24 protein-coding genes are annotated in these 26,540 nt (G+C 58.2%); 10 read left to right on the top strand and 14 right to left on the bottom strand.

The window, feature by feature from the left end; all coding sequences use genetic code 11:
- The first annotated feature begins 90 nt into the window (after window positions 1–90).
- Together AC1MEA_RS11710 and AC1MEA_RS11705 are read left to right on the top strand one after the other, a co-directional pair.
- Complete coding sequence (locus AC1MEA_RS11710) at window positions 91–1,242, top strand: efflux RND transporter periplasmic adaptor subunit (protein WP_480917901.1); 1,152 nt, start codon at window positions 91–93, stop codon at window positions 1,240–1,242.
- Window positions 1,243–1,256: 14 nt separating this feature from the next.
- Window positions 1,257–4,304, top strand: coding sequence for a multidrug efflux RND transporter permease subunit (locus tag AC1MEA_RS11705; protein ID WP_480917899.1), 3,048 nt, complete (start codon window positions 1,257–1,259; stop codon window positions 4,302–4,304).
- 48 nt (window positions 4,305–4,352) lie between these two features.
- Here AC1MEA_RS11705 and AC1MEA_RS11700 read toward each other — a convergent pair whose 3' ends face one another.
- From AC1MEA_RS11700 to colR, 4 genes are all read right to left on the bottom strand, one after another.
- Window positions 4,353–4,580, bottom strand: coding sequence for a hypothetical protein (locus AC1MEA_RS11700; RefSeq protein ID WP_480917897.1), 228 nt, complete (start codon window positions 4,578–4,580; stop codon window positions 4,353–4,355).
- A complete protein-coding gene (locus AC1MEA_RS11695; RefSeq protein WP_449635007.1) occupies window positions 4,580–5,296 on the bottom strand; it encodes a lipopolysaccharide kinase InaA family protein in 717 nt (238 codons plus the stop codon). The genes AC1MEA_RS11700 and AC1MEA_RS11695 overlap by 1 nt, the downstream gene beginning before the upstream one ends.
- A 290-nt stretch (window positions 5,297–5,586) precedes the next feature.
- Window positions 5,587–6,867: a sensor histidine kinase gene (locus AC1MEA_RS11690; protein WP_449635008.1), complete on the bottom strand. Its 1,281-nt coding sequence runs from the start codon at window positions 6,865–6,867 to the stop codon at window positions 5,587–5,589.
- On the bottom strand, window positions 6,857–7,540 hold the full coding sequence (gene colR, locus AC1MEA_RS11685) for a two-component system response regulator ColR (protein WP_219062228.1): 684 nt from the start codon (window positions 7,538–7,540) through the stop codon (window positions 6,857–6,859). The genes AC1MEA_RS11690 and colR overlap by 11 nt, the downstream gene beginning before the upstream one ends.
- A 213-nt stretch (window positions 7,541–7,753) precedes the next feature.
- Between colR and AC1MEA_RS11680 the strand changes: the two genes are divergently transcribed.
- Entirely contained in the window at window positions 7,754–9,703 is a 1,950-nt protein-coding gene (locus AC1MEA_RS11680) for an LTA synthase family protein (protein ID WP_480917894.1), read from the top strand.
- A gap of 54 nt (window positions 9,704–9,757) precedes the next feature.
- A complete protein-coding gene (locus AC1MEA_RS11675; RefSeq protein WP_480917892.1) occupies window positions 9,758–10,507 on the top strand; it encodes a phosphatase PAP2 family protein in 750 nt (249 codons plus the stop codon).
- A 134-nt stretch (window positions 10,508–10,641) separates the two neighbouring features.
- Here the strand turns inward: AC1MEA_RS11675 and groL are convergent, their stop codons facing one another.
- The 4 genes from groL to AC1MEA_RS11655 form a co-directional block, all read right to left on the bottom strand.
- Window positions 10,642–12,285 (bottom strand): chaperonin GroEL, encoded by a 1,644-nt coding sequence (gene groL, locus AC1MEA_RS11670; protein WP_219062231.1) that lies wholly within the window; start codon window positions 12,283–12,285, stop codon window positions 10,642–10,644.
- A gap of 50 nt (window positions 12,286–12,335) precedes the next feature.
- On the bottom strand, window positions 12,336–12,629 hold the full coding sequence (locus AC1MEA_RS11665) for a co-chaperone GroES (protein ID WP_020292988.1): 294 nt from the start codon (window positions 12,627–12,629) through the stop codon (window positions 12,336–12,338).
- Window positions 12,630–12,892: 263 nt separating this feature from the next.
- Entirely contained in the window at window positions 12,893–13,375 is a 483-nt protein-coding gene (locus AC1MEA_RS11660) for an FxsA family protein (RefSeq protein ID WP_449635011.1), read from the bottom strand.
- A 66-nt stretch (window positions 13,376–13,441) separates the two neighbouring features.
- Window positions 13,442–14,173, bottom strand: coding sequence for a HugZ family pyridoxamine 5'-phosphate oxidase (locus AC1MEA_RS11655; RefSeq protein ID WP_219062233.1), 732 nt, complete (start codon window positions 14,171–14,173; stop codon window positions 13,442–13,444).
- A 143-nt stretch (window positions 14,174–14,316) separates the two neighbouring features.
- Here AC1MEA_RS11655 and AC1MEA_RS11650 point away from each other — a divergent pair, with 143 nt between their 5' ends.
- Window positions 14,317–15,075: an SDR family oxidoreductase gene (locus tag AC1MEA_RS11650; RefSeq protein WP_480917889.1), complete on the top strand. Its 759-nt coding sequence runs from the start codon at window positions 14,317–14,319 to the stop codon at window positions 15,073–15,075.
- A 104-nt stretch (window positions 15,076–15,179) separates the two neighbouring features.
- On the opposite strand, the gene AC1MEA_RS11645 is transcribed toward AC1MEA_RS11650, so the two are convergent.
- Window positions 15,180–16,187: a DUF481 domain-containing protein gene (locus AC1MEA_RS11645; protein WP_480917888.1), complete on the bottom strand. Its 1,008-nt coding sequence runs from the start codon at window positions 16,185–16,187 to the stop codon at window positions 15,180–15,182.
- Window positions 16,188–16,322: 135 nt separating this feature from the next.
- Between AC1MEA_RS11645 and AC1MEA_RS11640 the strand changes: the two genes are divergently transcribed.
- Both AC1MEA_RS11640 and AC1MEA_RS11635 read left to right on the top strand, forming a co-directional pair.
- Window positions 16,323–16,691: an MGMT family protein gene (locus tag AC1MEA_RS11640; RefSeq protein ID WP_480917886.1), complete on the top strand. Its 369-nt coding sequence runs from the start codon at window positions 16,323–16,325 to the stop codon at window positions 16,689–16,691.
- A 42-nt stretch (window positions 16,692–16,733) separates the two neighbouring features.
- Complete coding sequence (locus tag AC1MEA_RS11635; RefSeq protein WP_480917884.1) at window positions 16,734–18,293, top strand: AmpG family muropeptide MFS transporter; 1,560 nt, start codon at window positions 16,734–16,736, stop codon at window positions 18,291–18,293.
- Window positions 18,294–18,352: 59 nt separating this feature from the next.
- On the opposite strand, the gene AC1MEA_RS11630 is transcribed toward AC1MEA_RS11635, so the two are convergent.
- The gene (locus tag AC1MEA_RS11630) at window positions 18,353–19,195 is read right to left on the bottom strand and encodes a mechanosensitive ion channel family protein (protein WP_480917882.1); all 843 of its coding nucleotides are present in this window, start codon (window positions 19,193–19,195) and stop codon (window positions 18,353–18,355) included.
- Window positions 19,196–19,207: 12 nt separating this feature from the next.
- Window positions 19,208–19,687, bottom strand: coding sequence for a YajQ family cyclic di-GMP-binding protein (locus AC1MEA_RS11625; RefSeq protein ID WP_449635018.1), 480 nt, complete (start codon window positions 19,685–19,687; stop codon window positions 19,208–19,210).
- 175 nt (window positions 19,688–19,862) lie between these two features.
- Between AC1MEA_RS11625 and AC1MEA_RS11620 the strand changes: the two genes are divergently transcribed.
- The 3 genes from AC1MEA_RS11620 to AC1MEA_RS11610 all read left to right on the top strand — a co-directional run bounded on the left by AC1MEA_RS11620 (window position 19,863) and on the right by AC1MEA_RS11610 (window position 23,474).
- Window positions 19,863–20,780 (top strand): putative 2-dehydropantoate 2-reductase, encoded by a 918-nt coding sequence (locus tag AC1MEA_RS11620; protein WP_480917880.1) that lies wholly within the window; start codon window positions 19,863–19,865, stop codon window positions 20,778–20,780.
- A 79-nt stretch (window positions 20,781–20,859) separates the two neighbouring features.
- The gene (locus AC1MEA_RS11615) at window positions 20,860–22,896 is read left to right on the top strand and encodes a sensor histidine kinase (protein ID WP_480918130.1); all 2,037 of its coding nucleotides are present in this window, start codon (window positions 20,860–20,862) and stop codon (window positions 22,894–22,896) included.
- A gap of 2 nt (window positions 22,897–22,898) precedes the next feature.
- Window positions 22,899–23,474, top strand: coding sequence for a cob(I)yrinic acid a,c-diamide adenosyltransferase (locus tag AC1MEA_RS11610; protein ID WP_480917878.1), 576 nt, complete (start codon window positions 22,899–22,901; stop codon window positions 23,472–23,474).
- A 78-nt stretch (window positions 23,475–23,552) separates the two neighbouring features.
- On the opposite strand, the gene AC1MEA_RS11605 is transcribed toward AC1MEA_RS11610, so the two are convergent.
- The 3 genes from AC1MEA_RS11605 to argJ all read right to left on the bottom strand — a co-directional run bounded on the left by AC1MEA_RS11605 (window position 23,553) and on the right by argJ (window position 26,434).
- Window positions 23,553–24,497, bottom strand: coding sequence for a Nudix family hydrolase (locus tag AC1MEA_RS11605; protein WP_480917876.1), 945 nt, complete (start codon window positions 24,495–24,497; stop codon window positions 23,553–23,555).
- Entirely contained in the window at window positions 24,494–25,126 is a 633-nt protein-coding gene (locus AC1MEA_RS11600; protein ID WP_480917874.1) for a glutathione S-transferase family protein, read from the bottom strand. Before AC1MEA_RS11600 ends, AC1MEA_RS11605 begins: the two co-directional genes overlap by 4 nt.
- Window positions 25,127–25,216: 90 nt before the next feature.
- The gene (gene argJ, locus AC1MEA_RS11595; RefSeq protein WP_219062243.1) at window positions 25,217–26,434 is read right to left on the bottom strand and encodes a bifunctional glutamate N-acetyltransferase/amino-acid acetyltransferase ArgJ; all 1,218 of its coding nucleotides are present in this window, start codon (window positions 26,432–26,434) and stop codon (window positions 25,217–25,219) included.
- Window positions 26,435–26,540: the final 106 nt, after the last annotated feature.

Here is a 26,540-nt window from a genome sequence, read left to right as displayed (position 1 = left end):
GTAACTCCGGCAGTATCGCCCCGAGGCAACACCGGGGCAGCGGGACTCATGTGCTCACCCGATTCAACGGTCTTTCCAAGGAAGTGGAATATGCTGCGTCGCCGGATGCTGATCATGCTGGGGGTTGTGCTGCTCGTGGTGCTGAGCCTCGGGGGCTATAAAGCCTTTTCCGTCTATCGGCAGATCCAGGTATTCGCCACGCCCAAACCGCCCATCAATGTTGCCGTCGTGACCGCCAACGAACAACCGTGGCAGAGTCAGCTACCGGCTATTGGCACCCTCAAGGCCTTGCAAGGGGTCGATCTGAGCCTGGAGATTGCAGGGACGGTCAAGGCCCTGCAGTTCGAGTCCGGGCAAAAGGTCACTGCTGGCCAGCTGCTCCTGCAACTGGACAGCGATGTTGAAAAGGCGCTGTTGGGCACCGCTGAAGCTGAATTGGGCCTGGCGAAGATTGAGCACGGACGTGGCAGCCAATTGGTCGGCAGCCAGGCGATCTCCAAAGGTGATTTCGACCGGCTCGCCGCGCAGTTGAAAAAAGCCTATGCCTCGGTCGCCCAATTAAATGCCGCGTTGGCGAAAAAAAGCATCCTCGCCCCCTTCAGCGGCACCATCGGCATTCGTCAGGTGGATGTCGGTGATTACCTCGCGAGCGGCACGATGATCGCTACGTTGCAGAACTTGAGCAGCTTGTACGTCGACTTCTATGTGCCTGAGCAAGCGGTGCCGAAACTGGCGGTAGGCCAGATAGCGCAGGTCACCGTAGCGGCCTATCCGGCACAGACTTTTGAAGCGAAAATCAGCGCAATCAACCCGAAAGTCGATGATGCCACGCGCAACATCCTGGTCCGCGCCACGCTGCCAAACCCTGGCGGCGAGCTGCTACCGGGGATGTTCGCCAGTCTGCACGTATTGCTACCCGGCGCCAACACCCGCGTGGTAGTCCCGGAAAGCGCGATCAGCTATACCCTCTACGGCAACTCGGTGTATGTCGTGGTGCCGAAAAAAACCGCCGGGGGCGAACCCGAAAAAGACGCCAAAGGCGAGCCGCAATGGACCGTGGAGCGGCGCTTCGTCGAGACTGGCGAGCACCGCAATGGTCGAGTGGTTGTCAGCAAGGGCCTGAGCGCCGGTGAGCGGGTGGTCAGCGCCGGCCAGCTCAAACTGGACACTGGAGCCCATGTCGCCATCAGTGCCGACAAGACACTGCAAGCCGAACAGAACAGCCAGCCACGCGTTGACTGATCAAGGAATTCTTCATGGCGTTTACAGATCCGTTCATCCGTCGTCCGGTGCTGGCCACCGTCATCAGCCTGCTGATTGTGCTCTTGGGCTTCCAGGCGTTCAGCAAGCTGACCATTCGCCAATACCCGCAGATGGAAAATGCCCTGATCACCGTGACCACGGCTTACCCCGGGGCCAACGCCGAGACTATCCAGGGCTATATCACCCAGCCGTTGCAACAAAGTCTGGCCAGCGCCGAAGGCATCGATTACATGACCTCGGTCAGTCGTCAGAATTTTTCGGTGGTGTCGATTTATGCACACATCGGTGCGGACAGCGACCGGCTCTTCACCGAGCTGCTGGCCAAGGCCAACGAGGTCAAGAACAAGCTGCCGCAAGACGCTGAAGACCCGGTATTGAACAAGCAGGCGGCCGATTCAACCGCCCTGATGTACATCAGCTTCTACAGCAGCGAATTGAGCAACCCGCAGATCACCGACTACCTGTCACGGGTGATTCAACCCAAGCTTGCGACCCTGCCAGGCATGGCCGAAGCAGAGATTATCGGCAATCAGGTCTTTGCCATGCGCCTGTGGCTCGACCCGGTGCGCCTCGCCGGTTACGGCCTGACCGCCAGTGATGTCACTGCTGCCGTACGCCGTTACAACTACCTTTCCGCAGCCGGCGAAGTACGAGGCGAATACGTGGTTACCAGCATCAATGCTGCCACCGAATTGAAGTCTGCCGAAGCCTTTGCCGCCATCCCGCTGAAAATATCGGGTGACCGTCGCGTGCTGCTCGGCGATGTCGCCCGCGTGGAAATGGGGGCGGAAAACTACAACGCGATCAGTTCTTTCGATGGCACGCCGTCGGTCTATATCGCTATCCGCGGCACGCCCAGTTCCAACCCGCTGGACGTGATCAAAGAAGTGCGCAAGATCTTGCCGGAGCTGGAAACCCAGTTGCCGCCCACCCTGAAAATTTCCATTGCCTATGACGCTACCCTGTTTATTCAGGCATCGATTCATGAAGTGGTGAAAACCCTGATCGAAGCGGTGCTGATCGTAATTGTCGTGGTGTTCCTGTTCCTCGGCGCCCTGCGTTCGGTGCTGATTCCGGTGATTACCATTCCGTTGTCGATGATCGGCGTGTTGTTTTTCATGCAGCTGATGGGCTACTCGATCAACTTGCTGACCTTGCTTGCGATGGTGCTGGCGATCGGGCTGGTGGTGGACGATGCAATTGTGGTGGTGGAGAACATCCATCGGCATATCGAGGAGGGAAAGACGCCGTTCAACGCGGCCATCGAAGGCGCCCGGGAAATCGCGATGCCGGTGGTGTCGATGACGCTCACCCTGGCAGCCGTCTATGCGCCTATTGGTTTTCTTCAAGGCCTGAGCGGGGCGCTGTTCAAGGAGTTCGCCCTGACCCTGGCGGGCGCGGTGGTTATTTCGGGGGTGGTCGCGCTCACGTTGTCGCCGATGATGTGCGCCCTGCTGTTACGTCACAACGAGAATCCTCGCGGCCTGTCGCACAAACTTGATCAGACCTTCGGGCGCCTCAAGGCCCGCTACCAACGCATGCTGCACGGCACGCTGAATACCCGGCCCGTGGTGCTGGTGCTTGCCTTGATCGTGTTATGCCTGATTCCGGTGCTGCTCAAGTTCACCAAGTCGGAATTGGCGCCCGATGAAGACCAGGGCATTATTTTCATGATGGCCACGTCGCCACAACCGACCAATCTCGACTACATGAACGCCTACACCGATGAATTCATCGAGATCTTCAGGACGTTTCCCGAGTATTACTCATCGTTCCAGATCAACGGTTTTGACGGGGTGCAGACCGGCATCGGTGGTTTCCTGCTCAAGCCGTGGAACGAGCGCAGTCGCACGCAGATGCAGCTTCTGCCTGAGCTGCAGGCCAAGGTGGCGAAGATCGCGGGCTTGCAAGTGTTTGGTTTCAACCTGCCGTCGCTGCCAGGCACGGGCGAAGGCCTGCCCTTCCAGTTCGTGATCAATACGCCGAACGACTATGAGTCGCTGCTGCAAGTGGCCACCCGGATAAAGACGCGCGCGACCGAGTCAGGCAAGTTTGCCTTTCTCGATATTGATCTGGCCTTCGACAAGCCCGAGGTGGTGGTCGATATCGATCGGGCCAAGGCGGCGCAGATGGGTGTGTCCATGCTGGATCTGGGCGGCACGCTGGCGACATTGCTCGGTGAAGCGGAGATTAACCGTTTCACCCTTGATGGCCGCAGCTACAAGGTCATCGCGCAAGTCGAGCGGCCGTATCGGGACAACCCTGACTGGCTGAATAATTACTATGTGAAGAACAACAAAGGCGAACTCCTGGCACTGTCGACGCTGATCAAGGTCAGTGACCGGGCCAAACCGCGCCAGTTGAATCAGTTTCAGCAGCTGAATTCGGCGATTATTCAAGGCGTACCTATTGTCAGCATGGGCGAGGCCATCGAGACCGTCCGCCAGATCGCAGCAGAAGAAGCCCCACACGGTTACGCCTACGACTATGCGGGCGCTGCGCGGCAGTTCGTGCAGGAAGGCAATGCCTTGTGGATGACCTTCGCCCTGGCCCTGGCGATTATTTTTTTGGTGCTGGCGGCGCAGTTCGAAAGCTTCCGAGACCCATTGGTCATTCTTGTGACGGTCCCGCTATCGATCTGTGGGGCGCTGATTCCGTTGTTTCTGGGGCTGTCGAGCATGAACATCTATACCCAGGTGGGACTGGTGACGCTGATAGGGCTGATCAGCAAGCACGGCATCCTGATCGTTGAGTTCGCCAACCAATTACGCCGGGACAAGGGCCTGAGCGCCCGCGAAGCGATCGAAGAGGCCGCTGCAATTCGTCTGCGCCCGGTATTGATGACCACGGCTGCGATGGTATTTGGCATGGTGCCGCTGATTCTTGCTACCGGCGCCGGGGCCGTCAGCCGTTTCGACATCGGCACCGTGATTGCCACGGGAATGTCGATTGGCACGCTGTTCACGTTGTTCGTGCTGCCATGCGTGTACACGCTGCTGGCGGCGCCTGACAAGAAGGCTGATCTGGCCCTCAATCTGTAGAAACCAAAAGGCTCCGTAAAAACGGAGCCTTTTAGTTGACGAAGGTTTTCAATTTTCTTGTTTCATCCCTTGAGCCAAGCCATATATCAACAGTAATAGATCATGATCGGGCCTCATCGACTCCTGCACCTTGGCCACACGTGGCAAGAGGCATCGATCCTCACCATGTTGTGCACTCAATATCCTGGGCCCAGGTTGCTCCCACAGCGTCAGCGCCAAGGATGCGATCCCTAAAGCCCCCACCAAAAACAAACCTCGGGCTATTTCGAGCTTCATTAGTGTAAGCCTTTGATAGCGCTGCCAAACGCTGTCTCGTAAAAGTAGACGAGTTTCTGCCAATCCGTTGCACTGAACGACGAATGGCGACGCAGTTGTTTCATGTCATGTTGCGCGGCACTGTTGGCGGTCCAGCGACGTCGGCACTTCTCGAGATCCAGCAGCGCGACCTCGACATTAGCGTCAGCCCCCTCACCCGTGACCCGCACAAAAACATGCTTGCTGTACAAGCAGCTGTGCTGCCAGCGTCCCAGATGCATGCGCGCCAGATTGAGCGCAATCTCTTGAAGCATCCGTTCGTGCAACGCTTCGCCGTATCGCTCGCGTCCACCGGCGGCATACCAGTTATCGATTTCATCAAAACCGTCGAGCGCCGCTGTCACCAGCAAGGCGCGCCACTGCTTGTTCGAGTCGCGCTCGGCGCCTGCGTAAACCAACGCCGGCACGCCCACATTGAGCTGCCGCAACCCGTCCAGTGCATCGCGCTCACGCAACACTGTGGGCCGACCAAAAGGGTGTAACCAACTGCGATAGATATGGCCGGTCTGACGTTTGATGTAGAGCAGCTCTCCGTTGGCAGACATCACACGTTGCACACCACTTTCGCCACCGCGACGAAGATTGGGTTCTTCAACCCACTCACCTCGCAAGCTCCAGAAGTACGCGAAACGATCCTGAGCTGCAACATTCGGTTCTGCTACAAAGTCCACCGCCATCCTGTTACCTCTTGCGCAATAAAAAACTCAGCCTCACCCGCTGGGCTCACACAGACAGCAAAGCCAACGTGGGACAGTCTGCGGGCGAAACTGTTCCCGTGTTTTTGCAAATATGTTCGAGCATGCTTGATTAATCCAGCGCTGCGGCCTCAAGCCGATGCAGGCAACGTTAGCGCGTACCCTGTCATCTTCAGGTCGTGCTCATGTGAAATTTTCGTCCCTTGACGGGCGAAAATATTACAAGGCATTGCGAGCACCCAATGGTGGCATTGGGCCGCAGCCTGCAGAACTCAGCGTGGCGCCATCTTCAGATCAACGCGAAAACGACAGCCATTGGGCTCCATGTTGCTCAGACTGACGCTCCAGCCCTGGTTTTCACAGATCCGCTGGACCAGTGAAAGCCCCAAGCCCAAGCCTTCGCCTCGTTGCTCGTTGCCGCGCACGAACGGCTGGAACATGGCTTCACGTTTTTCCTCGGGAATCCCGACGCCGCTGTCCTCAACCACAAAGCCTTCAGCTTCCAGCGTAAGCCGGATAAACCCTTGGTCGGTGTAATGCAATGCGTTGCGCAGCAAGTTGCCCATCACCGCATGAAGGAAGGTAGCGTTGTAGCAGGTCGTCGAAGGCTGACCCGGCTCGAATAGCAGCGTCAGCCCCTTACTTTCAATGGGCTCGCGCCACAAAGAGATCAATTGCTCAGCCACGGCATCAAGGGAGACCTTCGGCGCCATACCAGCATCCTCACGCTGAGTACGCGCCAACATGAGGAAGGTCTGCACCAGATCGCGCATTTCCTCACAGGCCCGGGCAATGCGCTCGACCTGAGCACGCGCGCGCTGATCGAGGGCCGGGTTTTCCAGGAGCAGCTCGCAGGAGCTCGCGAGCACCATCAACGGCGTACGCAGCTCATGGCTGACGTCACTGGTGAACAAGCGCTCACGCGTAAGGGCCTGACGCAAACGCCCCAACGTCGCATCGAAGGCCACTGCCAGCTCGCCCACTTCATCGGCGGCATAGTCTGGCGCCAGGGGCGGTGCCAGCCCCAGCAGTTGGTCGCGGTGCCGAACCTGCCGGGCCAGCCTGACCACAGGCGCCATTACTTTACGTGCCAATATCCAGCCCAGGAACACCGCCAGCGCCAGCGCCAGCACGAACCCCACCAGCGCCACGGCGAACAGCACCCGTTCACGCTCTTCAAAATCGCTCTGATCCTGCAACAGCACGTAACGGCGCCCGTCGACGATTTCCACCATGGCGTGGTAAGAAAGGTCATTGCGAAACACTTCGTGAAACCCTGGGTCCAGATGCCGTAAATCTTTGGGCAACTCGAAATCGCCACGACCGTTGCTGAAATAGAACAACTGGTCTGGCTCAGGGCGATGGCTCCAGTCGCTGACGCTGTCCATCAACAGCAAGCGGTTGAGGTCGCCCCCAAGGCCTGCGGAGATCAGCTTTTCTTCGACCACATGGACGGTCGCCACGATCCCCAGGGCGAACGACCCCGCCACCAATGCGCTCATCAGCGCAAAGGCGATGATGATCCGCTGGGCAAGGCTCTGTTTAAACTCCATCACGGCCCTCGGCCAATCGGTACCCCACGCCATGCACCGTTTGCAGCAGCGGCTTGGCAAACGGCTTGTCGATCACCTGGCGCAATTGATGCACATGGCTGCGCAGGCTGTCGCTGTCCGGGCAATCGTCGCCCCACAAAGCCTCTTCAAGAATCTCCCGACGCAGCACATGCGGGCTTTTCTGCATCAGCACCGCTAGCAGTTTGAGGCCGACAGGGTTGAGTTTGAGCAGGCGCCCTTCACGCGTCACTTCCAGGGTGTCTAGGTCGTAAATCAGGTCGGCGACCTGCAAGGTGCGACGGCCGCCACCTTGGGTCCGACGCAATACCGCTTCGATTCGCGCGGCGAGTTCGGACAGGGCGAAGGGCTTGAGCAGGTAATCGTCGGCACCGGAGCGGAAGCCCTGTAGCCGGTCGTCCAGTTGATCGCGCGCAGTCAGCATAATCACCGGGGTATCGCGTCGGGCATCCTCGCGCAGACGCTTGCACAAGGTATAGCCATCAATGCCGGGCAGCATGATATCCAGCACGATCAGGTCATAATGCTCGGTGGCCGCCAGGTGCAAACCGGAAAGCCCATCCTGCGCGCAGTCGACGGTATAGCCCTTCAAACCCAGGTAATCCGCCAGGTTCGCCAGGATGTCGCGGTTGTCTTCAACCAGCAGAATTCGCATGAAGCACTCTCTCTGTATGCTGTTAAGGCCTTTGAAACTGGCGCAGCTTAAGGCGAAGTGACGCGCTCGACCAGATCTAACAGTCAGCCGGGCCGAGCCAGAAAAGAGACATGGTCGCAGGTTCACACCTACTTAACGATTTTTTCACTATCGGTTCACAACCGCATTACAGTGTCGCGGTCAAACTTTGGCCATTGCTACAAGGAATTAACAATGCGGTTTACCCTATCGGCGCCACTGCGCTATTTGCTTCTACTCACCACTACCTGGTTTGCGGTCTTCCTGTTAACACGGTCCGTTTTGCTGATCAGCCATCTGAATGAGGCCGGTAGCAACCCGTTGTCGATCTTTGGGATCGGCCTGCTCTATGACCTGAGCTTTCTCGCCTACGCCGCGCTGCCTCTGGGCCTGTACCTGTTGTTCTGCCCTCCCGCGCTCTGGCGGTCACGTGGACACCGCTGGTTTCTCCAGGGCGTACTGAGCGTCAGTATTTTCATCATGCTCTTTACCGCCGTTGCAGAATGGCTGTTCTGGGACGAGTTTGGTGTGCGCTTCAACTTCATCGCGGTCGACTATCTGGTGTACTCCGATGAAGTGTTGAACAACCTGCTTGAGTCTTACCCTATTGGCACGTTACTGGGCATCCTCGCGCTGATTGCCATTGGCCTGAGCGTTGCCCTGCACACGCCACTCAAACGTGCGCTCAATGCTCCATTACCGACAATGCGCAAGCGTCTGGTCGGGGCCTTTTGCCTGATCGCAGTCGCCGGCCTGAGCCTGCAACTGGTCGATCAGGACAGCCCTCGAGGTCAAGGTGGCAACGCCTACCAGCACGAGTTGGCCAGTAACGGTCCGTACCAGTTCTTCGCCGCATTCAGGAACAACGATCTGGATTATCAGCAGTTCTACAGCAGCTTGCCGGTCGATCAGATCGCCAAACAGATGCGGGCCGAACTCAGCGAACCGAATGCGCAGTTTATCGGCACCGACCCACTGGATATCCGACGCATGATCGTCAATCCAGGCACGCCGCGTCAGCCCAATATCATTCTGGTCACGATCGAAAGCCTGAGCGCCAAATACCTGGGCAGCAATGGCGATAAGCGCAACCTCACGCCCAACCTCGATCAACTGCGCAAGCAAAGCCTGTACTTCAATAACTTCTACGCCACCGGCACCCGAACTGACCGGGGACTGGAAGCCATTACCCTGTCGATTCCGCCGACGCCGGGGCGCTCGATCGTCAAACGTGTGGGCCGTGAAAGCGGCTTCGCAAGCCTCGGGCAACAGCTCTCGGCCATTGGCTACGACAGCGTGTTCGTCTACGGGGGGCGCGGTTACTTCGACAACATGAATGCGTTCTTCAGCGGTAACGGCTATCGAGTTGTCGATCAGAGCAGTGTCGATGAGGCGCAGATCCACTTCAAGAACGCATGGGGCATGGCCGATGAGGACCTGTACCGACAAACGCTGAACCTGGCTGATGCCGACTTCGCCAAGCAGAAGCCCTTTTTGCTGCAACTGATGACCACCTCCAATCATCGCCCTTATACCTACCCTGAAGGCCGGATCGATATCAAATCGGGCAACGGTCGCGACGGTGCGGTGAAGTACACCGATTACGCCATCGGTCAGTTCCTCAGTGAAGCCCGGCAAAAGCCGTGGTTTGATAACACCATCTTCGTATTTGTCGCGGACCACACTGCTGGGAGCGCGGGCATCGAAGACCTGCCGATCACCAATTATCAGATTCCGCTGTTTATCTATTCGCCCAAGCTGATAGAAGCCCGCGAGTCGTCGCAACTGGCCAGCCAGATCGACCTGGCCCCCACGTTGCTAGGGCTGTTGAATCAGGGTTACCAATCGACGTTCTTTGGTCGTAACTTGCTCCAGGAAAATTCACTCCCCGCCCGAGTCGTGGTCGGAAATTATCAACACCTGGGCTTGTTTGATGGCAAGGATCTGGCCATTCTCAGCCCGCGCAAAGGGATGCGCCGCCATGATCAGGCGCTGCAGGAGAGTCGTGAGTCCAGTGCAACCGCTACCGACCCGCTGATACTGCGAGGTATTACCTATTACCAAACCGCAAGCTATGGCTTCAAACATCAATTGTTGGGGTGGAAACCGTCTCAGGACTCGTCCGCGGTGAGTACCCAGCAATAACCACGCTCCAGGCTGATGGGTCTGGGGCTTTTATCTACACGCTCAGGATCTGTCATGCCGTCTCTTTCTGCCCGACCTTACTCTCGCCCACTCAATCTTTGGGTGGGTTTGGGTATTCCACTGATTACAGCGGTCGTTCTAATTCTGCTGGAACTGACCTCCCTGGATATGGATATCGCCAAACTAGCCTATAACCCGGAAACGGGGGGCTTTATAGGTCGGCACAGTTACTTTCTCGAAGACATCCTTCACGATCGCGCCAAGCAGGCCGTGATTCTGCTCAGTCTTTGTGCCCTCGCGGCCTTTGCAGGCGCTTTTTTTGTGCAGCGCCTGAAGCCGTGGCGTCGTGAACTGGGTTGTCTGGTGCTGTCCATGGCGCTGTCCACCAGCTTCGTGACACCCATCAAAGTCGTCACCTCGGTGCAATGCCCATGGAGCCTGACTGAGTTCGGCGGCCAGGAAACCTACAGCGAGTTGCTAAGCCCTCGTCCTGCGACCGACAAACCTGGGCGCTGCTGGCCCGGCGGTCATGCTGCGACCGGCTTTACCCTGTTCGCACTGTTCTTCGCCTTGCGTGATCGCCGTCCTCGCATGGCACGAGCCGCACTGGTATTTGCCTTCAGCCTGGGCACGATTTTCTCGATTGGCCGAATGTTGCAGGGCGCGCACTTCTTCTCTCACAACGTCTGGACAGCGGTGTTCTGCTGGCTGATTTGCCTGGGCTCGTATTACGCCGTGCTGTACCGGGCCCCGAAAAAGGTCGCGGTGAGTCAACCGCTAGTGGCTGAGGCCGGTCAAGCCTGATTCTGTAAGGTGGATCAGGTTCGCCGGTTTACCCGGCAAGCCTGATCCCGCAAGACCTTGGTAACCGTCAGGTTCGACAGACATAAAAAAACCCCGCACAAGGCGGGGTTTTTTATGGGAGGGGTAAAGCTGGCTTACATCATGCCGCCCATACCACCCATGCCGCCCATGTCCGGCATGCCGCCGCCAGCAGCCTTGTCGTCAACTACTTCAGCGATCATCGCTTCGGTAGTGATCATCAGGCTGGCGATGGAGGACGCCGCTTGCAGAGCAGAGCGAGTCACTTTAGCCGGGTCAAGGATGCCCATTTCGATCATGTCGCCGTATTCGCCAGTAGCAGCGTTGTAACCGAAGTTACCCGAACCCTGCTTGACCTTGTCGACAACTACGCTTGGCTCGTCGCCGGAGTTGGAAACGATCTGACGCAGTGGAGCTTCTACAGCGCGACGCAGCAGAGCGATACCGACGTCCTGATCAGCGTTGTCGCCTTTCAGGCCAGCGATTGCTTGCAGGGAGCGAACCAGTGCCACGCCACCGCCAGGTACCACGCCTTCTTCAACGGCTGCACGGGTTGCGTGCAGGGCGTCTTCAACGCGGGCTTTCTTCTCTTTCATTTCAACTTCGGAACCGGCGCCGACTTTGATTACTGCAACGCCGCCGGACAACTTGGCCAGACGCTCTTGCAGTTTTTCTTTGTCGTAGTCAGACGTGGTGTCTGCTACTTGCGTGCGGATCTGAGCGATACGCGAGTCGATATCGGCACGAACGCCAGCACCATCAATGATGGTGGTGTTTTCTTTGTTCAGCACAACGCGCTTGGCATTACCCAGGTGTTCCAGGGTAGTGGTTTCCAGGCTCAGGCCGATCTCTTCGGAGATAACGGTACCGCCAGTCAGAACAGCGATGTCCTGCAGCATGGCCTTGCGACGATCACCAAAGCCAGGGGCTTTGACGGCTGCAACTTTCACGATACCGCGCATGTTGTTCACAACCAGAGTCGCCAGGGCTTCGCCTTCAACGTCTTCAGCAACGATCAACAGCGGACGGCCAGCTTTGGCCACTGCTTCCAGAACTGGCAGCATTTCGCGGATGTTGGAGATTTTTTTGTCGACCAGCAGGATCAGCGGACCGTCCAGCTCGGCAACCATGGTGTCTGGCTTGTTGATGAAGTACGGGGACAGGTAGCCACGGTCGAACTGCATGCCTTCAACAACAGACAATTCGTTTTCCAGGCCAGTGCCTTCTTCAACGGTGATAACGCCGTCTTTGGTCACTTTTTCCATAGCTTCGGCAATGATGTCGCCGATGGAGCTATCGGAGTTGGCGGAGATGGTACCCACCTGAGCAATGGCCTTGGTGTCGGTGCAAGGCTTGGACAGCAGCTTGAGCTGAGCAACGATAGCGATGGTCGCTTTGTCGATGCCGCGCTTCAGGTCCATCGGGTTCATGCCGGCAGCGACGGCTTTCAGGCCTTCGTTGACGATCGATTGAGCCAGAACGGTAGCGGTGGTGGTGCCGTCGCCTGCGTCATCGTTTGCACGGGAAGCAACGTCTTTAACCAGCTGCGCGCCCATGTTTTCGAAACGGTCTTTCAGTTCGATTTCTTTTGCAACGGAAACGCCGTCTTTGGTGATCAGCGGAGCGCCAAAGCTTTTTTCGATAATGACGTTACGGCCTTTAGGCCCGAGAGTCGCTTTAACTGCGTCAGCCAGGACGTTGACACCGGTGAGCATTTTTTTACGGGCGGAGTCGCCGAATTTAACTTCTTTTGCAGCCATGATCGTTATTCCTTAAATACTGGGTAGTAACGGAAATTCGCGGGAAATACTCAGGCTTCGACGACTGCGAGAATTTCGTTCTCGCTCATCACCAGCAGGTCTTCGCCGTCTACTTTCACAGTGTTGCTGCCGGAGTAAGGGCCGAACACCACTTTGTCGCCTACTTTTACGGCCAGCGCACGCACTTCACCGTTGTCCAGCACGCGGCCGGTACCCACAGCGAGGATCTCGCCACGGTTTGGCTTTTCAGCAGCCGAACCCGGCAGAACGATACCGCCAGCAGTTTTCGATTCTTCTTCGCTGCGACGGATTACGACGCGGTCATGCAGAGGACGAAGCTTCATTGTCGATCTCCTAATTATGGTTTTGAACGTCCGGTGACTGCACCGGCGGGTTAGAACATCCGGCGTTGCCGGTTACGGTTCGACGAGCGAACCGCAGAATACGGTCTGGCGAATCCACCAGAAACCTTGCGGTGACCCTTACATAAGGGCGAGCAAGGTGATTACAAGGCTTGGCGTGTAATTTTTTTGCAGAGAGGTACAGCCTTTTGAAACGTATGCGGCACCGAACGGTCCCGCACAGGCCGTTGCGTACAGGCTAGAGCTTACTGATCGCGATGCTCGAACTCACCTTCGATCACGTTAGGCTGACGGTTGCCGGGGTGTGCGGCACCGGGACGGTCCGGGCCACCCGCGGCTCGCACGTCATCGGCAAACGCACGCTGGCGGATCGCTTGCTCTTCAGCGCGCTTGCGCAGCGTGTTGACCAGCACCTTACGGGTGAACGGCAGCAGGCAGATCAGCCCCAGTACGTCACTGATAAAGCCGGGCAGCAGCAGTAACCCACCGCCGACGGCGACCATCAGACCTTCCAGCATCTGCTGGGCAGGCAACTCGCCGCGTGCCAGGCTCTCGCGGGCACGCAGCGCCGTGGCAAAGCCTGCGAGCCGGATTATGAATACACCGAGCATGGAGCTGGCGACCACCAACAAGAAGGTCGGTAAAAAGCCAATGGCCATACCCACCTTGACCAGAACAAACAGCTCCAGCACTGGAAACAGTAGAAAGAGCAACAGAAAAACGCGCATCAAATGAGTTCCTCAACGGAAGAATGACTTCCAATAAACCCTATGTGACGTCGCCAAATCGTGAATTCAAGCCTCTTGGGCTTCATTCGCCGGCCATTTTTCAGCATGGGCCAGCTGGACCAAGGCTTCGCGGACTTGTTTCGGAGTGTTACAGGGGTGAGCAAAGGCCAGCCAGTATAAACCCTGCCCTATGCGTAAATGCATACCTTCGCTGTCGATACCGACCATCTGAGCGGGCTGCGTCTGCGGCAGACCGGACAGCGCTACGTAATGGGCGATGGCTGTGGTGTGGTCATTATTCATGTGTTCGACCATTGCGGTTTCCGTTGCGCCAGCAAACGGATTGGCCAGGGCGACCTCATCGAGCCAGTGAATCGCGCCAAAACCGCCGATATAACGATATCGCACCGGGACCAGCACCCAGAAGTCAAAGTCGTGGGCACTGTGATAGCTCTGCGATTCGGGGAAATACCGGTAATAGCGCTCGGCCGCTGCTTCAATGGCAGCGCTGTCAGTCAGTTTCTCGGCCTCGGCCAGCAAGGTGACACGGCCCACCGCCTGTACATCTTCAGCACTGCGCTCACCCACCAGCAACGAGCACTTGGGGTCCTTTTGCAGGTTATGCGTGTGCTGGGCGATGCGGCTGATCAGGATCAGTGGCCTGCCCTGATCATCCAGGCAATAAGGCACCACAGAGCCGAACGGGAAGCCGGGCATGGACTTGGAGTGCGTGGACAGCGCACCCCGGTATTCCTTGAGCAGCAATTCTCGGGCATGCTTAGCGGCTTTAACGCTCATCTTATGACTCCTTATATAGAATCCGTCGAAAACGGACGGGCGCTCGGCATTTTTGCAGCGCCACCAGGGCGACTCCAAACGCGGACTCCGCGAGTGTGGGTCATCTGGTAAGGATAACCACCGACTGTTTATTGGGCACGCGCATGCATTTGAAAGACAAGATAATTATTATCACTGGCGGTTGCCAGGGTTTGGGCCGTTCGATGGCCGAATATCTCGCGGCCAAAGGCGCGAAGCTGGCCTTGGTGGACTTGAACCAGGAAAAGCTTGATCTAGCGGTCGCCGCTTGCAAGGCATTGGGCGTGGAAGCACGGTCTTACCTGTGCAACGTCGCTAACGAAGAACAAGTGACGCAGATGGTTGCTCAAGTGGCTGAGGACTTCGGCGCGATTCACGGCCTGATCAACAACGCCGGGATTCTTCGTGACGGCCTGCTGCTAAGGGTCAAGGACGGCGAGATGACCAAGATGTCCCTCGCCCAGTGGCAAGCTGTCATCGACGTCAACTTGACCGGCGTGTTCCTGTGCACCCGTGAAGTAGCGGCAAAGATGATCGAACTGAAGAATCAGGGCGCGATCATCAATATTTCCTCGATCTCCCGCGCTGGCAATGTCGGTCAGACCAACTACTCGGCAGCCAAAGCCGGTGTCGCTGCCGCCACCGTGACCTGGGCCAAGGAACTGGCGCGCTATGGCATACGCGTCGCAGGCATTGCGCCAGGCTTCATCGAAACCGAAATGACCTTGGGCATGAAGCCTGAAGCGCTGGAAAAAATGACCTCAGGTATCCCGCTCAAGCGCATGGGCAAACCTGAAGAGATCGCCCATTCGGCAGCGTATATTCTGGAGAACGACTACTACAGCGGTCGTATCCTGGAGTTGGACGGCGGGTTGCGGATCTAGGTTTTATTGCTGATCAGGGAGATCGCGTCAGTCATACGCGACCCTGATCCGTTCGCAGGGGAACGCCTGGTTGCAAGCGCCCCTGCGATAGCCTCATCGGAGGCTTACCACGTCACCCCAAAGCCAGCCGTATAGCGGGTCTTGTCGAGATCCCCGTCGGAAGAACCGCTAATGAGGTTTTTCTCAGCCTTCAGGTTGAGCGAGGCCCACTCGGTGACCTTGTAACGCAGCCCAATCTCACTGTCCAGACTGTAATTGGCAACGCCCGTGAGTGATTTGTTCAATTCACCATTGGTGAAGAATTCAACTTTCTTGCCAATCAAGAAACGGTTGTAATCCCACTTCATACCCGCGGAATAGAAATTGGCTTTCTGACCGTCGGCGTATTCGTAGTCGGTGCGGTTAAGCAACGAACCCAGCGAGAATGCACCCAGCTCGTCATCCCAGAATTGATAGCCCGGACCGGTACCGATTGTACGTTGGCGGGTCAAATTTTCTATATCGTCGCGTTTGTAGGTAACACGACCATCCCAGAACCATTTTTCGGTGAAGAAACGGTCAATGGAGTACTCGGCGCTCCAGTTATCCGTACTGACGAGGCCGTCCTGAGTTTCGCGGTTGTACTCGCCTTTGGCGTTATGCCGCCAATCGCCGTGACGCGCCGAGGTCTTGAAGGCGATGTTGTAATCGTCGGTGTTCTTTTCCGCCCGCTGAAAATCCAGCGCTGCATCAACGCTGCCTTTCCAGACCAGATCCGTGATCACCGGTTTGGGCTTCATGATCTGTTGGATGCTGGCCAGCTCGACAGTCTTGGGCGCCTCACCATTAGCCAGCGTCACCTTGCCATCCTCGGCCGGCTGCAACGACTTGGCGATTTCGCCAGGGTACTTGTCCTGTTTGACCAGAAGCTTCTGATCACTCTCCAGGGTTTTGATCTGTTTCCAGTCCAGCGGGATCGCTCCGGCATACTCGGTCTGGAGCAACAACTTACCGCCATCGAAGACTCTAATGGTCCCCGTCAGCCGATCACCATTTTTCAACCAGACGGTATCGGCGAGTACAGGCACGGAGGTGCTGATGATAGCAATGCACAGCAAGGTTCTAGACAGCATAAGCAACGTCAAGGCTCAGGTTTACAGGGAAATCGGGCATCATCTCCAGGACGACAACGAGCAACAAAAGACCCATGAAACGGGCTGTAGTTCCGCAAACCCTGCCTTAAAGCGCCTTTCAACAGGAATAAACGCGTGACCGATCACCCGCCAAAACAGGACGACACCGCTCAATTAACGCCGGCCGAAGTCCGGCGTAGAGCGCTCTACGTGACCCTCCATCAAGTCCCGGAAGGCAAGGTCGTGAGTTATGGACAATTGGCTGAATTTGCCGGATTGGGTCGTGCCGCACGCTGGGTTGGACGCACGTTGAGTCAATTGCCTCAGGGCACCTCCCTGCCCTGGCACCGGGTGCTGGGGGCCGGCGGTAAAATCAGTTTGCCCGTCGGAACCGCCTCAGGCGACGAACAGCGTGCACGTCTAAGGGCTGAAGGCGTCACTATCGAGAATAATCGGGTAGATATGCGGTGCCATGGCTGGCGCCCGATAGAGCACTGCGGTTAGAGTGCGCCCTTTGTTTTCGTAACCTGAGGCAGACTTCAGCCCATGCCCCGTAAATCCTGGCGCGCCGCGCTCGCCGCTTATGCCAGTCCCTCGACACTCGTGCTATTGCTGCTCGGATTCGCTGCGGGCATGCCTTACATGCTCGTGTTTTCCACGCTGTCGGTCTGGCTTCGCGAAGCGGGTGTTGCCCGTGAAACCATCGGTTATGCCAGCCTCATCGGCTTGGCTTATGCCTTCAAGTGGGTGTGGTCGCCCCTGCTCGACCAGTGGCGCCTGCCATTCCTGGGCAAGCTTGGCCGGCGGCGATCGTGGCTGATATTGTCCCAATCGCTGGTCGTGCTTGGCTTGATCGGCATGGGTTTTTGCGACCCGCAAAAACACCTGTCCTGGTTGATCGCCATTGCCGTACTGGTGGCATTCTCGTCCGCGACGCAAGACATCGCGATCGACGCCTATCGCCTGGAGATTGCTGAAGACAGCCGTCAGGCTGCACTGGCGGCGAGCTACATGTCCGGGTACCGCGTTGCCGCCCTGCTTTCAACCGCGGGAGCACTGTACTTTGCCGAAGGCTTTGGCTCGACCGGCTTCAGTTACAAACACTCGGCGTGGGCAGGCACTTACATTCTGTTTGCTCTTTTGATGCTGCCCGCACTGGTCACCACCATGGTCATGCGGGAGCCACCGGTACCGCTGCGCACCCAACTGTCTGCGGCGCGCTACGGATTCAACCACCAACTGGCGTCAGTCTTCGTGCTGATCATTTTGCTGGTTTCGGTCCCCGCGATGTTCACCCAGCTGTACTACACGGACTTCGCCAGCGTGCTGTTCAACGGCACCAGCTGGGTCACGTTGCTGCTCGAAGACCGAGCATTTTTACGCGCCATCCTGTACATCACCCTGACCACCCTGTGCCTGTCATCCATTGGACGACGCGGGCTGGCACCGGTACTGACCCCGATCAACGACTTCATCAGGCGCTATCGCTGGCAGGCATTTTTGCTGCTCGGCCTCATCGCCACCTATCGAATGTCGGACACCGTAATGGGGGTGATGGCCAATGTGTTTTATATCGACCAGGGCTTCACCAAAGACCAGATCGCCAGCGTCAGCAAAATATTCGGATTGATCATGACCCTGTTGGGCGCGGGCTTTGGCGGCCTGTTGATCGTGCGTTTCGGCATCTTGCCGATCCTGTTTATTGGCGGGGCGGCTTCTGCGGCCACCAACCTGCTGTTCCTGTTGCTCGCCGACATGGGCCCGAATCTGCAGATGCTGGTCGTGACCATCTCTCTGGACAACTTCAGCGCCGGGTTGGCTACGTCTGCTTTCGTCGCCTATCTGTCGAGTCTGACCAACCTGAAGTTCTCGGCGACACAATACGCCCTGCTCAGCTCGATCATGCTCCTGTTGCCACGCCTGATCGGTGGCTATTCCGGGGTGATGGTAGAACGGTTCGGCTACCACACCTTCTTCCTGATCACCGCCGTACTCGGCCTGCCAACCTTGGTGATGATTGCCCTGCAATGGTCTCAGGAGGCGCGACGGGCCAAAGCCGTGCAGGTGTCGGAAGCGATTGAAACGCCGGTCAGCGAACAGCCTTAGACCGCCCTGCAAGCAAAAGCCCCGACTCGCGGGGCTTTTTGTTTTTCAGCAGAATCAGTTTATTGTGCGGCCGTCTCCTGCACCACGCGAACCATCCGCTGTGGCGCAGGGATATTGATGTTGGCGGCCTTCAAACGATCCCGCGCTTCGATGTTGAAATGGGCGACGACATCGGCATAGTCGCCGGTCTTGGCCCATGCACGCAGCGACAGGGTAATAGCATTTTCACCCAACGTTGCGACCACGGCCTGAGGCGCCGGATCCTGTAACACGCGAGGATCCTGAGCCATCTCCAGCAGCACCTGCAGGGCTTGCCGCAGATCAGCGTCATGCTCCACACCAATGTCGAACACCACCTTACGGGTTGGCTGACGGTTGGTGTTGGTGATGATGCCATTCGACAGGATGCCGTTAGGCACGATCACTGTCTTGTTATCACCTGTGCGCAGAACCGTATGGAAGATCAGGATGTTGTCGACCGTGCCGCTGACGCTTTGGGCTTCGATCCAGTCGCCAATGCGGAACGGGCGAAACAGCAAAATCAGCACGCCGCCAGCAAAGTTCGCCAGGCTGCCCTGCAACGCCAGACCGATGGCCAGACCCGCGGCACCGATGGCGGCCACGAACGAGGTCGTTTCGACACCGATCATCGACGCGACGCTGACGATCAGTAGTACCTTGAGAATGATGTTAGCCAGGCTGCCGATGAAGCCCTGCAAGGCCAGATCGGCATTGCGCAGCGCCAAGAGCCCACCCAACTTACGGGTCACTGTGTTGATCACCCACCAGCCGATGCCAAGGGTGACCACTGCCAGTAGCACGCGGCTGCCGTATTGCAAGAACAATGGAATCCAGGCTTCAGAGAGCTTCTGCAGATGACTGACTTGAGCATTCAAATCCATTTACGCCTCCTTTTAATCGCGGAAATTGTTGAACTGTAAGGGCATGCCAAACTCATGACCACGCAGTACTGCCATCGCGTCTTGCAGGTCATCACGTTTCTTGCCCGTCACTCGAACTTGCTCGCCCTGAATGGCAGCCTGTACTTTTAGCTTGGCGTCTTTGATATGAGCGACGATTTTCTTCGCCATCTCTTTATCAATGCCTTCCTTGAGTGTGGCTTCCTGCTTCATCAATTTGCCGGACGCATAAGCATCCTTGAGCTCAAGGCATTGCACATCAATCTTGCGTTTGACCAGGCACAGCTTGAGGATTTCGACCATCGCCTCGAGCTGAAAGTCTGCCTCGGCGGTGAGGTTCACGGTCAATTCCTTGAACTCGAATGTGCCTTTGCCTTTAAGGTCGTACCGACGATCCAGCTCTTTGATGGCATTGTCGACGGCGTTAGTGACTTCGTGTTTATCCAGTTCGGACACTACGTCGAACGAGGGCATGTAATTTCTCCAGATAAACGGCGCGGCTCAATATGAAGATGGAGCACGCCTGACTTGACGGTATGAATGCGCCGTCATTATAACGGGACTTTCCCCACCGTCGCTGCGAGCCTGCCATGTTGAATTCCAATTCCTTCATTCAACGCCTCGTCATACCTTCGCCAGTGAATGGCTGATGGCTGTTATCTGGCATGTTTTAGGCGTCGGCAGCCTCGGTAGCTTGTGGGCGACCCGCCTGGCACGCGCCGGATTGCCGGTACGCCTGATTTTGCGCGACCCGGCGCGTCTGGCGGCTTACGAGGCCGCCGGCGGTCTGACTCTGGTCGAGCAAGGCCACAGCCATACCTTGGCCATCCCCGCGCAAACATTCGACGCAGCAGAACCCATCGAGCGACTGCTGGTGGCGTGCAAAGCCTATGACGCCGAAGCCGCCGTCGCCCGCCTGACTCCGCGATTGAGCGCCACCGCCGAATTGATCCTGTTGCAAAATGGCCTCGGCAGTCAGGATGCGGTCGCGGCAAAGGTGCCTCAGGCCCGCTGTATATTTGCGTCGAGTACCGAGGGTGCTTTTCGCGACGGCGACTGGCGTGTGGTATTTGCCGGCCACGGCTACACCTGGCTGGGCGACGCCAAGGACCCGACGCCGCCCACATGGCTGAGCGAGCTACAGACCAGCGGTATCCCTCATGAGTGGACCCCGGACATCCTCACCCGGCTCTGGCGCAAGCTGGCGCTGAACTGCGCGATCAACCCACTGACCGTGCTCCATGACTGCCGCAACGGTGGGCTGGCAACCCACCACTGCGAAGTCGCGACACTGTGCGCTGAATTGACCGAACTGCTCGGTTGCTGCGGCCAGCCCGCTGCAGCCGAGGACTTGCACAGCGAGGTCGAGCGGGTGATTCAGGCGACGGCAGCCAACTATTCGTCGATGTATCAGGACGTCGCCCACGGCCGCCGCACCGAAATCAGTTATCTGTTGGGCCACGCCTGCGCGGTAGCGGCGCGTCATCAGTGCTCGCTGCCACACCTGACTCAACTGCAAGCGCGACTGATCACCCATTTGCAGTCACGCGGGTTGCGCACCGACTAGATTACGGCGTGGCCAATATTGCTCAGTGCCTGAACCGCGCGTTACCCTGCGGGTTCATCAATCGCCAGTGATTCGCCCGATGCCATTGCGCCAGCGCCTAGAAAATCTACCGGTAGGACAGAAGCTTCTGGCCGCCTTGCTGGTCTTGCTGACCACAGTATTGTTGGTGGCCAACCTGACCTTCATCAGCGCCGCCTATTACATTTCCCAGGAAAGCATGGCCCCGCAGGCCTTGCAGACCATTGGCCGGCTGCTCAGCAACCCCGCTCTCAGCCAGGACGCGTTAACGTCGGAGAGCAACGCCAAAGCCTTGCTCAAGGAGCTCAAGAGCTATAGCCCATTGCGTGCGGCAGCGCTGTACGACAATAACGGCGAGCGCTTGGCGCAGGTGCAGCAGGGCGAGAAACTCAACTTGCCCGAACACTACAAGAACATAGAAGGCTGGCGCCTGACCGAGTTTCGCAGCACCCAACTGATTCCCATCCCCAAGGCAGGCGAAGCACCAGGCTATTTATTGCTGGTGGCCAGCAGTGAGCTGCCGATGGCGTTTTACACCGGCACGTTCACCGCCAGTCTGGGGATTCTGGTGTTCAGCGTGTTGCTGTGGCTGATCATCGCCCGGCAGATTCGGCGCCTGATCACCGAGCCGATCTATCAGCTCGAAGAGCTGTCGCGCCAGGTGACCCGCGAGGAAAACTACGCGCTGCGGGCCAAACGGGGCAACGACGATGAAATCGGCAGCCTGGCTGAAGCCTTCAACACCATGCTTTCGCGTATCGAAGCCCGGGAGCAGCAGCTCAAACGTGCGCGGGACGACTCTCAAGAGGCCTACGACCAAGCGCAGGGCCTGGCAGAAGAAACCCGCCACACCAACCGTAAACTCGAACTCGAAGTGCAGGTGCGCAGCAAGATCGAGAAGAAACTCACCGGTTTCCAGAACTACCTCAACAGCATCATCGACTCGATGCCGTCAGCGCTGATCGCGCTCGACGAACAGCTGTATGTCACGCAATGGAACCAGGAGGCCAGCGCCCTCTCCGGCACGCCACTGGATGAAGCCCTCAATCAGCCGATCTTCCTCGCCTTTGAGCCGATGAAGGCTTTCCTGCCGAAGATCAAACACACGGTCGAGCGGCACACGGTCACCAAGATCGAGCGGGTCACCTGGATCAAAGATGAGGTCCCTCACCACTACGCACTGACCTTTTATCCGCTGACGGGCGGCGCAGGACGTGGCGTGGTGATCCGCATCGATGACATCACCCAACGACTGTCGCTGGAGGACATGATGGTGCAGTCGGAGAAGATGCTGTCCGTCGGCGGGCTTGCGGCCGGCATGGCCCACGAAATCAACAACCCCTTAGGCGCGATCCTGCATAACGTGCAGAACATTCGCCGACGCCTGTCGCCGGATCTGGCGAAAAACATCGAACAGGCCGATCAAAACGGCATTGATCTGGCGTTGGTCAACCTGTACCTGGAAAGCCGGGAAGTGCCTAAATTACTCGAAGGCATCCAGCAGGCTGGCGCCCGAGCCGCCAAAATCGTCAGCCACATGCTCAGTTTCAGCCGACTCAGCAACCGACAGATGGCGCCCTGCGACTTGCCCGCCTTGATCGATCAGGCCGTAGAGATCGCCAGTAACGACTTCGACCTGACCATCGGCTTCGACTTCAAGGGCCAGGCCATTATTCGTCAGTTCGACCCTAACCTGGGCCCCGTACCCGGCACGGCTAACGAGCTGGAACAGGTGCTGCTCAATTTGCTGAAGAACGCCGCGCAGGCCATCCACCAACGTGAAAATGACAGCGAACCGGGACGCATCATCCTGCGCACCCGACTGAACCCGCCATGGGCCGAAATTCAGGTGGAGGACAATGGCGTCGGGATGCCCGAGAATGTACGAAAACGCACCTTCGAGCCGTTTTTCACCACCAAGGAAATCGGCCAGGGCACAGGGCTCGGTTTGTCCGTGTCGTACTTCATCATCACCAACAACCACAAAGGCCAGATGGAAGTGCAATCGACCCCAGGCCAGGGCACCTGCTTTACCCTGCGCCTGCCGCTGGCCGGCAGCGCGATCAACGTTCAGGAACAGTCCCTTTCGGAGTTATAACCATGGGCTTTCGCCTGTCGAAAATTTACACGCGTACGGGCGATAAAGGCGAAACCGGCCTTGGTGATGGCCGCCGCGTACCCAAGGACCACCCGCGTATCGAGGCCATTGGCGAGGTCGATACATTGAACAGCCAAGTGGGCGTATTGCTCGCGGGGTTGGCTGAACAGGTCGAGCGTTATCCGGGCTTGAGCGAGCTGATCGAGGTACTGACGCCTTGCCAGCACCGGTTGTTCGATCTGGGTGGCGAGTTGGCGATGCCTGCGTATCAAGCGCTCGACCACGCTGATATCGAGCGTTTGGAGGCAGCCATCGATCTGTGGAACGGGACGCTGGGACCGCTGGAAAACTTCATTTTGCCGGGCGGCTCGGCGCTGATCGCCCAGGCCCACGTGTGCCGCAGCCTGGCCCGTAGCGCCGAACGCCGTTGCCAACACCTGAATGCCCTCGAGCCACTGGCAGGGGTTGGCCTGGCCTACATCAACCGACTGTCGGACCTGCTGTTCGTGGCGGCGCGCTTGATTGCCAAGCGTCAGGGCGTTGCCGAGATTCTTTGGCAGGCGGCGCCTAAACCGTAGGAGCGTGCTTGCCCGCGATAGCGGTGTGTCAGGCAAATCGTTATCGCGGGCAAGCGCGCCTGCAAGAGATCGCGGCGGTCAGACCTCAGGCCAAAACGCCCGAATCCCTGCTACGCCTTGCGCGCCACTTTCCCAGGCGCGCTGACGATCATCGACACCGACACCGCCTAGCAAAAACACGGGTTTGCTGAAGCCGGCGATCAACTGCGTCGCCTGCTCCCACCCCATCGGCAGCGCGTCTGGATGGGTTTGTGTGGCCTGCACCGGAGACAACGTGACGAAATCCACCCCCATCTGCTCGGCCAGCGCCAATTCCTCAGCGTTGTGACAGGACGCCGCCAACCAGCGCGTCGCAGGGAACGGTCGGCCTGCGCTGGCGAGTTTGCGCAACTGCGCCGCCGTCAGGTGCCAACCAGCAGCGGGAAAGTCACCCAGCCACTCCAGCGGTCCTTTGAGCATCAACTGCGCCTTGCCTGCGCACAGTCCAACGGCATCCACCGCCAGGTCGCGATATTTCGGGTCGTACCCGTTCGGCGAACGCAGCTGTACCAGCTTGATTCCTCCGGCAATCGCCTTCTGCAAACCGCGCAGTAATTCAGGCGTTTCCAGCCCCTCGGGGGTAATCAGGTATTCGCCGGGCAAGCGTGCTGCCGCGACGACAGGCTGATTCGCCGCCGGAAAGTCGTAGTCCGCCAGCTCGCGCGCAGACACCCACGCCAATGGCTGGCCTTCGGCGCCATGCGGCTCGCCCGTGAACACCGACACTTCCCAGACATCCAGCAACACCTGTTTGTCCGGATAGTCGTGCTGAACCTTGATCAGCGGGCGAGCGGTGACAACCACGATACCCAGCTCTTCCAGCAGCTCACGTCCCAGCGCCGTCTCGACCGTTTCACCGGTCTCGACCTTACCGCCGGGAAACTCCCACAAACCGCCCTGATGCTGAGTATCGGCACGCCGCGCGATAAGGATTTTGCCGTCGTTACCACGAATCACTGCCGCTGCTACATGAACTCGTTTCACCGCACCACTTCCTCTAAACCTGCTTTCTGCCAGCGCTGAAAAGCAGGCCACTGGTAAATTGTTTCAACATACGCCTCAGCCTCGGCGGGCAATGCCACGCGATAGGTCCGCAGGCGTACGGCAACCGGAGCGAAAAACGCATCCGCCGCGCTTAGTTTGCCGAACAGGTAAGGGCCGCTCTCAACGGCCGCTGCACGACACTCAGCCCACAACGCAACGATACGGTCGATGTCGGCCTGAGCGTCGACAGGGATCACGTCCAGCGCCGCATCACGCCGAAGGTCGAACCCCATGTGCGTGCGCAAGCCCATGAACCCGCTGTGCATCTGTGCGCAGGCGGAACGCGCCTGGGCCCGAGCGGCGATATCCTGCGGCCAGAGACCGGCCTCAGGAAAACGCTCGGCCAGGTACTCGATAATCGCCAAAGAGTCAGCAATGGTCCCGTGTTCGGTTTTCAGGAGAGGCACTTTGCCGGTTGGCGAATGCTCAAGCGCCCGCTGTCGGCTATCTGGCTGATTCAGCCAGATCACTTGCTCGGTATAGGGCACGCCGATCATATCCAGCGCCAGCGCAGGACGCAGCGACCAGGAAGAAAAGCGTTTGTCGCCGATAATCAGGTGCAAGCTCATGTTCGGGACTCTCCAGGAGGGCGGATCGATCACGTCAGGTGGGAGCAAATACATTCGCGCCCACCTGTTCAGCTAAAATGCGCGTCCAGATTACGTACGGTATTCCGCGTTGATCTTCACGTACTCGTGCGACAGGTCAGTGGTCCAGATGGTTTCGCGGCATTCACCACGGCCCAGCTCGATGCGGATGGTGATTTCAGCTTCGGCCATGACCGCCGAGCCTTGAGCTTCGGTGTAGGTGGTTGCACGGCAGCCCTGGCTGGCGATGCACACAGCACCGAGGAAGACGTCGATCTTGCTGACGTCCAGGTCCGGCACACCCGCACGACCCACCGCCGCAAGGATCCGGCCCCAGTTGGGATCGGAGGCGAACAACGCGGTTTTGATCAACGGGGAATGCGCCACGGCGTAAGCCACGTCCAGGCATTCCTGATGATTGCCGCCGCCATTCACTTCAACGGTGACGAACTTGGTTGCACCCTCGCCATCACGGACGATAGCCTGAGCCACGTCCATGCACACTTCGAATACGGCTTGTTTGAGCGCGGCGAACAATGGGCCTTTAGCCTCAGTGATCTCCGGCAGTGCGGCCTTGCCCGTCGCGATCAGCATGCAGCAGTCGTTGGTCGAGGTGTCGCCGTCGATGGTGATGCGGTTGAACGATTTGTTAGCCCCATCACGCAGCAGGTCCTGCAACACGCTCTGAGCGACCTTGGCGTCAGTGGCAATGTAGCCCAGCATGGTCGCCATATTAGGACGAATCATGCCAGCGCCTTTGCTGATACCGGTGACGGTAATGGTCACGCCTTCATGCTGGAACTGACGGCTCGCACCCTTGGGCAAAGTGTCAGTGGTCATGATCCCGGTCGCCGCAGCGGCCCAGTTATCCACAGACAGATCGTCGAGGGCGGCTTGCAGCGCACCTTCGATTTTCTCCACAGGCAACGGCTCACCGATCACCCCGGTGGAATAGGGCAGCACAGTATTGGCGTCGACACCCGCCAGCTCCGCAAGCTTGGCGCAGGTACGCGCAGCTGCGGCCAGCCCCGGCGCGCCGGTGCCCGCGTTGGCGTTACCGGTGTTGGTCAGCAAATAACGCACAGGGCCTTGTACACGCTGTTTGGCCAGAATCACCGGCGCGGCGCAGAACGCGTTCAGCGTGAACACGCCCGCCACGCTGGAACCTTCAGCGCAGCGCATGACCACCACGTCTTTGCGCCCTGGGCGCTTGATTCCGGCAGAGGCAATGCCAAGTTCAAAACCAGGAACCGGGTGCAACGTCGGCAAAGGACCAAGACCAACAGCCATGAAGTGCGCTCCTTGAAAGCTATCTGCGCCGCCCGCATCGGTACGGCTCAATCGATGGAAAAACGCCGCGACGGCTGGGCCGGTCGCGGCGCGGGGTATTTCAGGT

This window comes from Pseudomonas sp. ASL8 (genome assembly GCF_056680355.1).
This window is presented reverse-complemented; position numbering and strand designations above follow the sequence as displayed.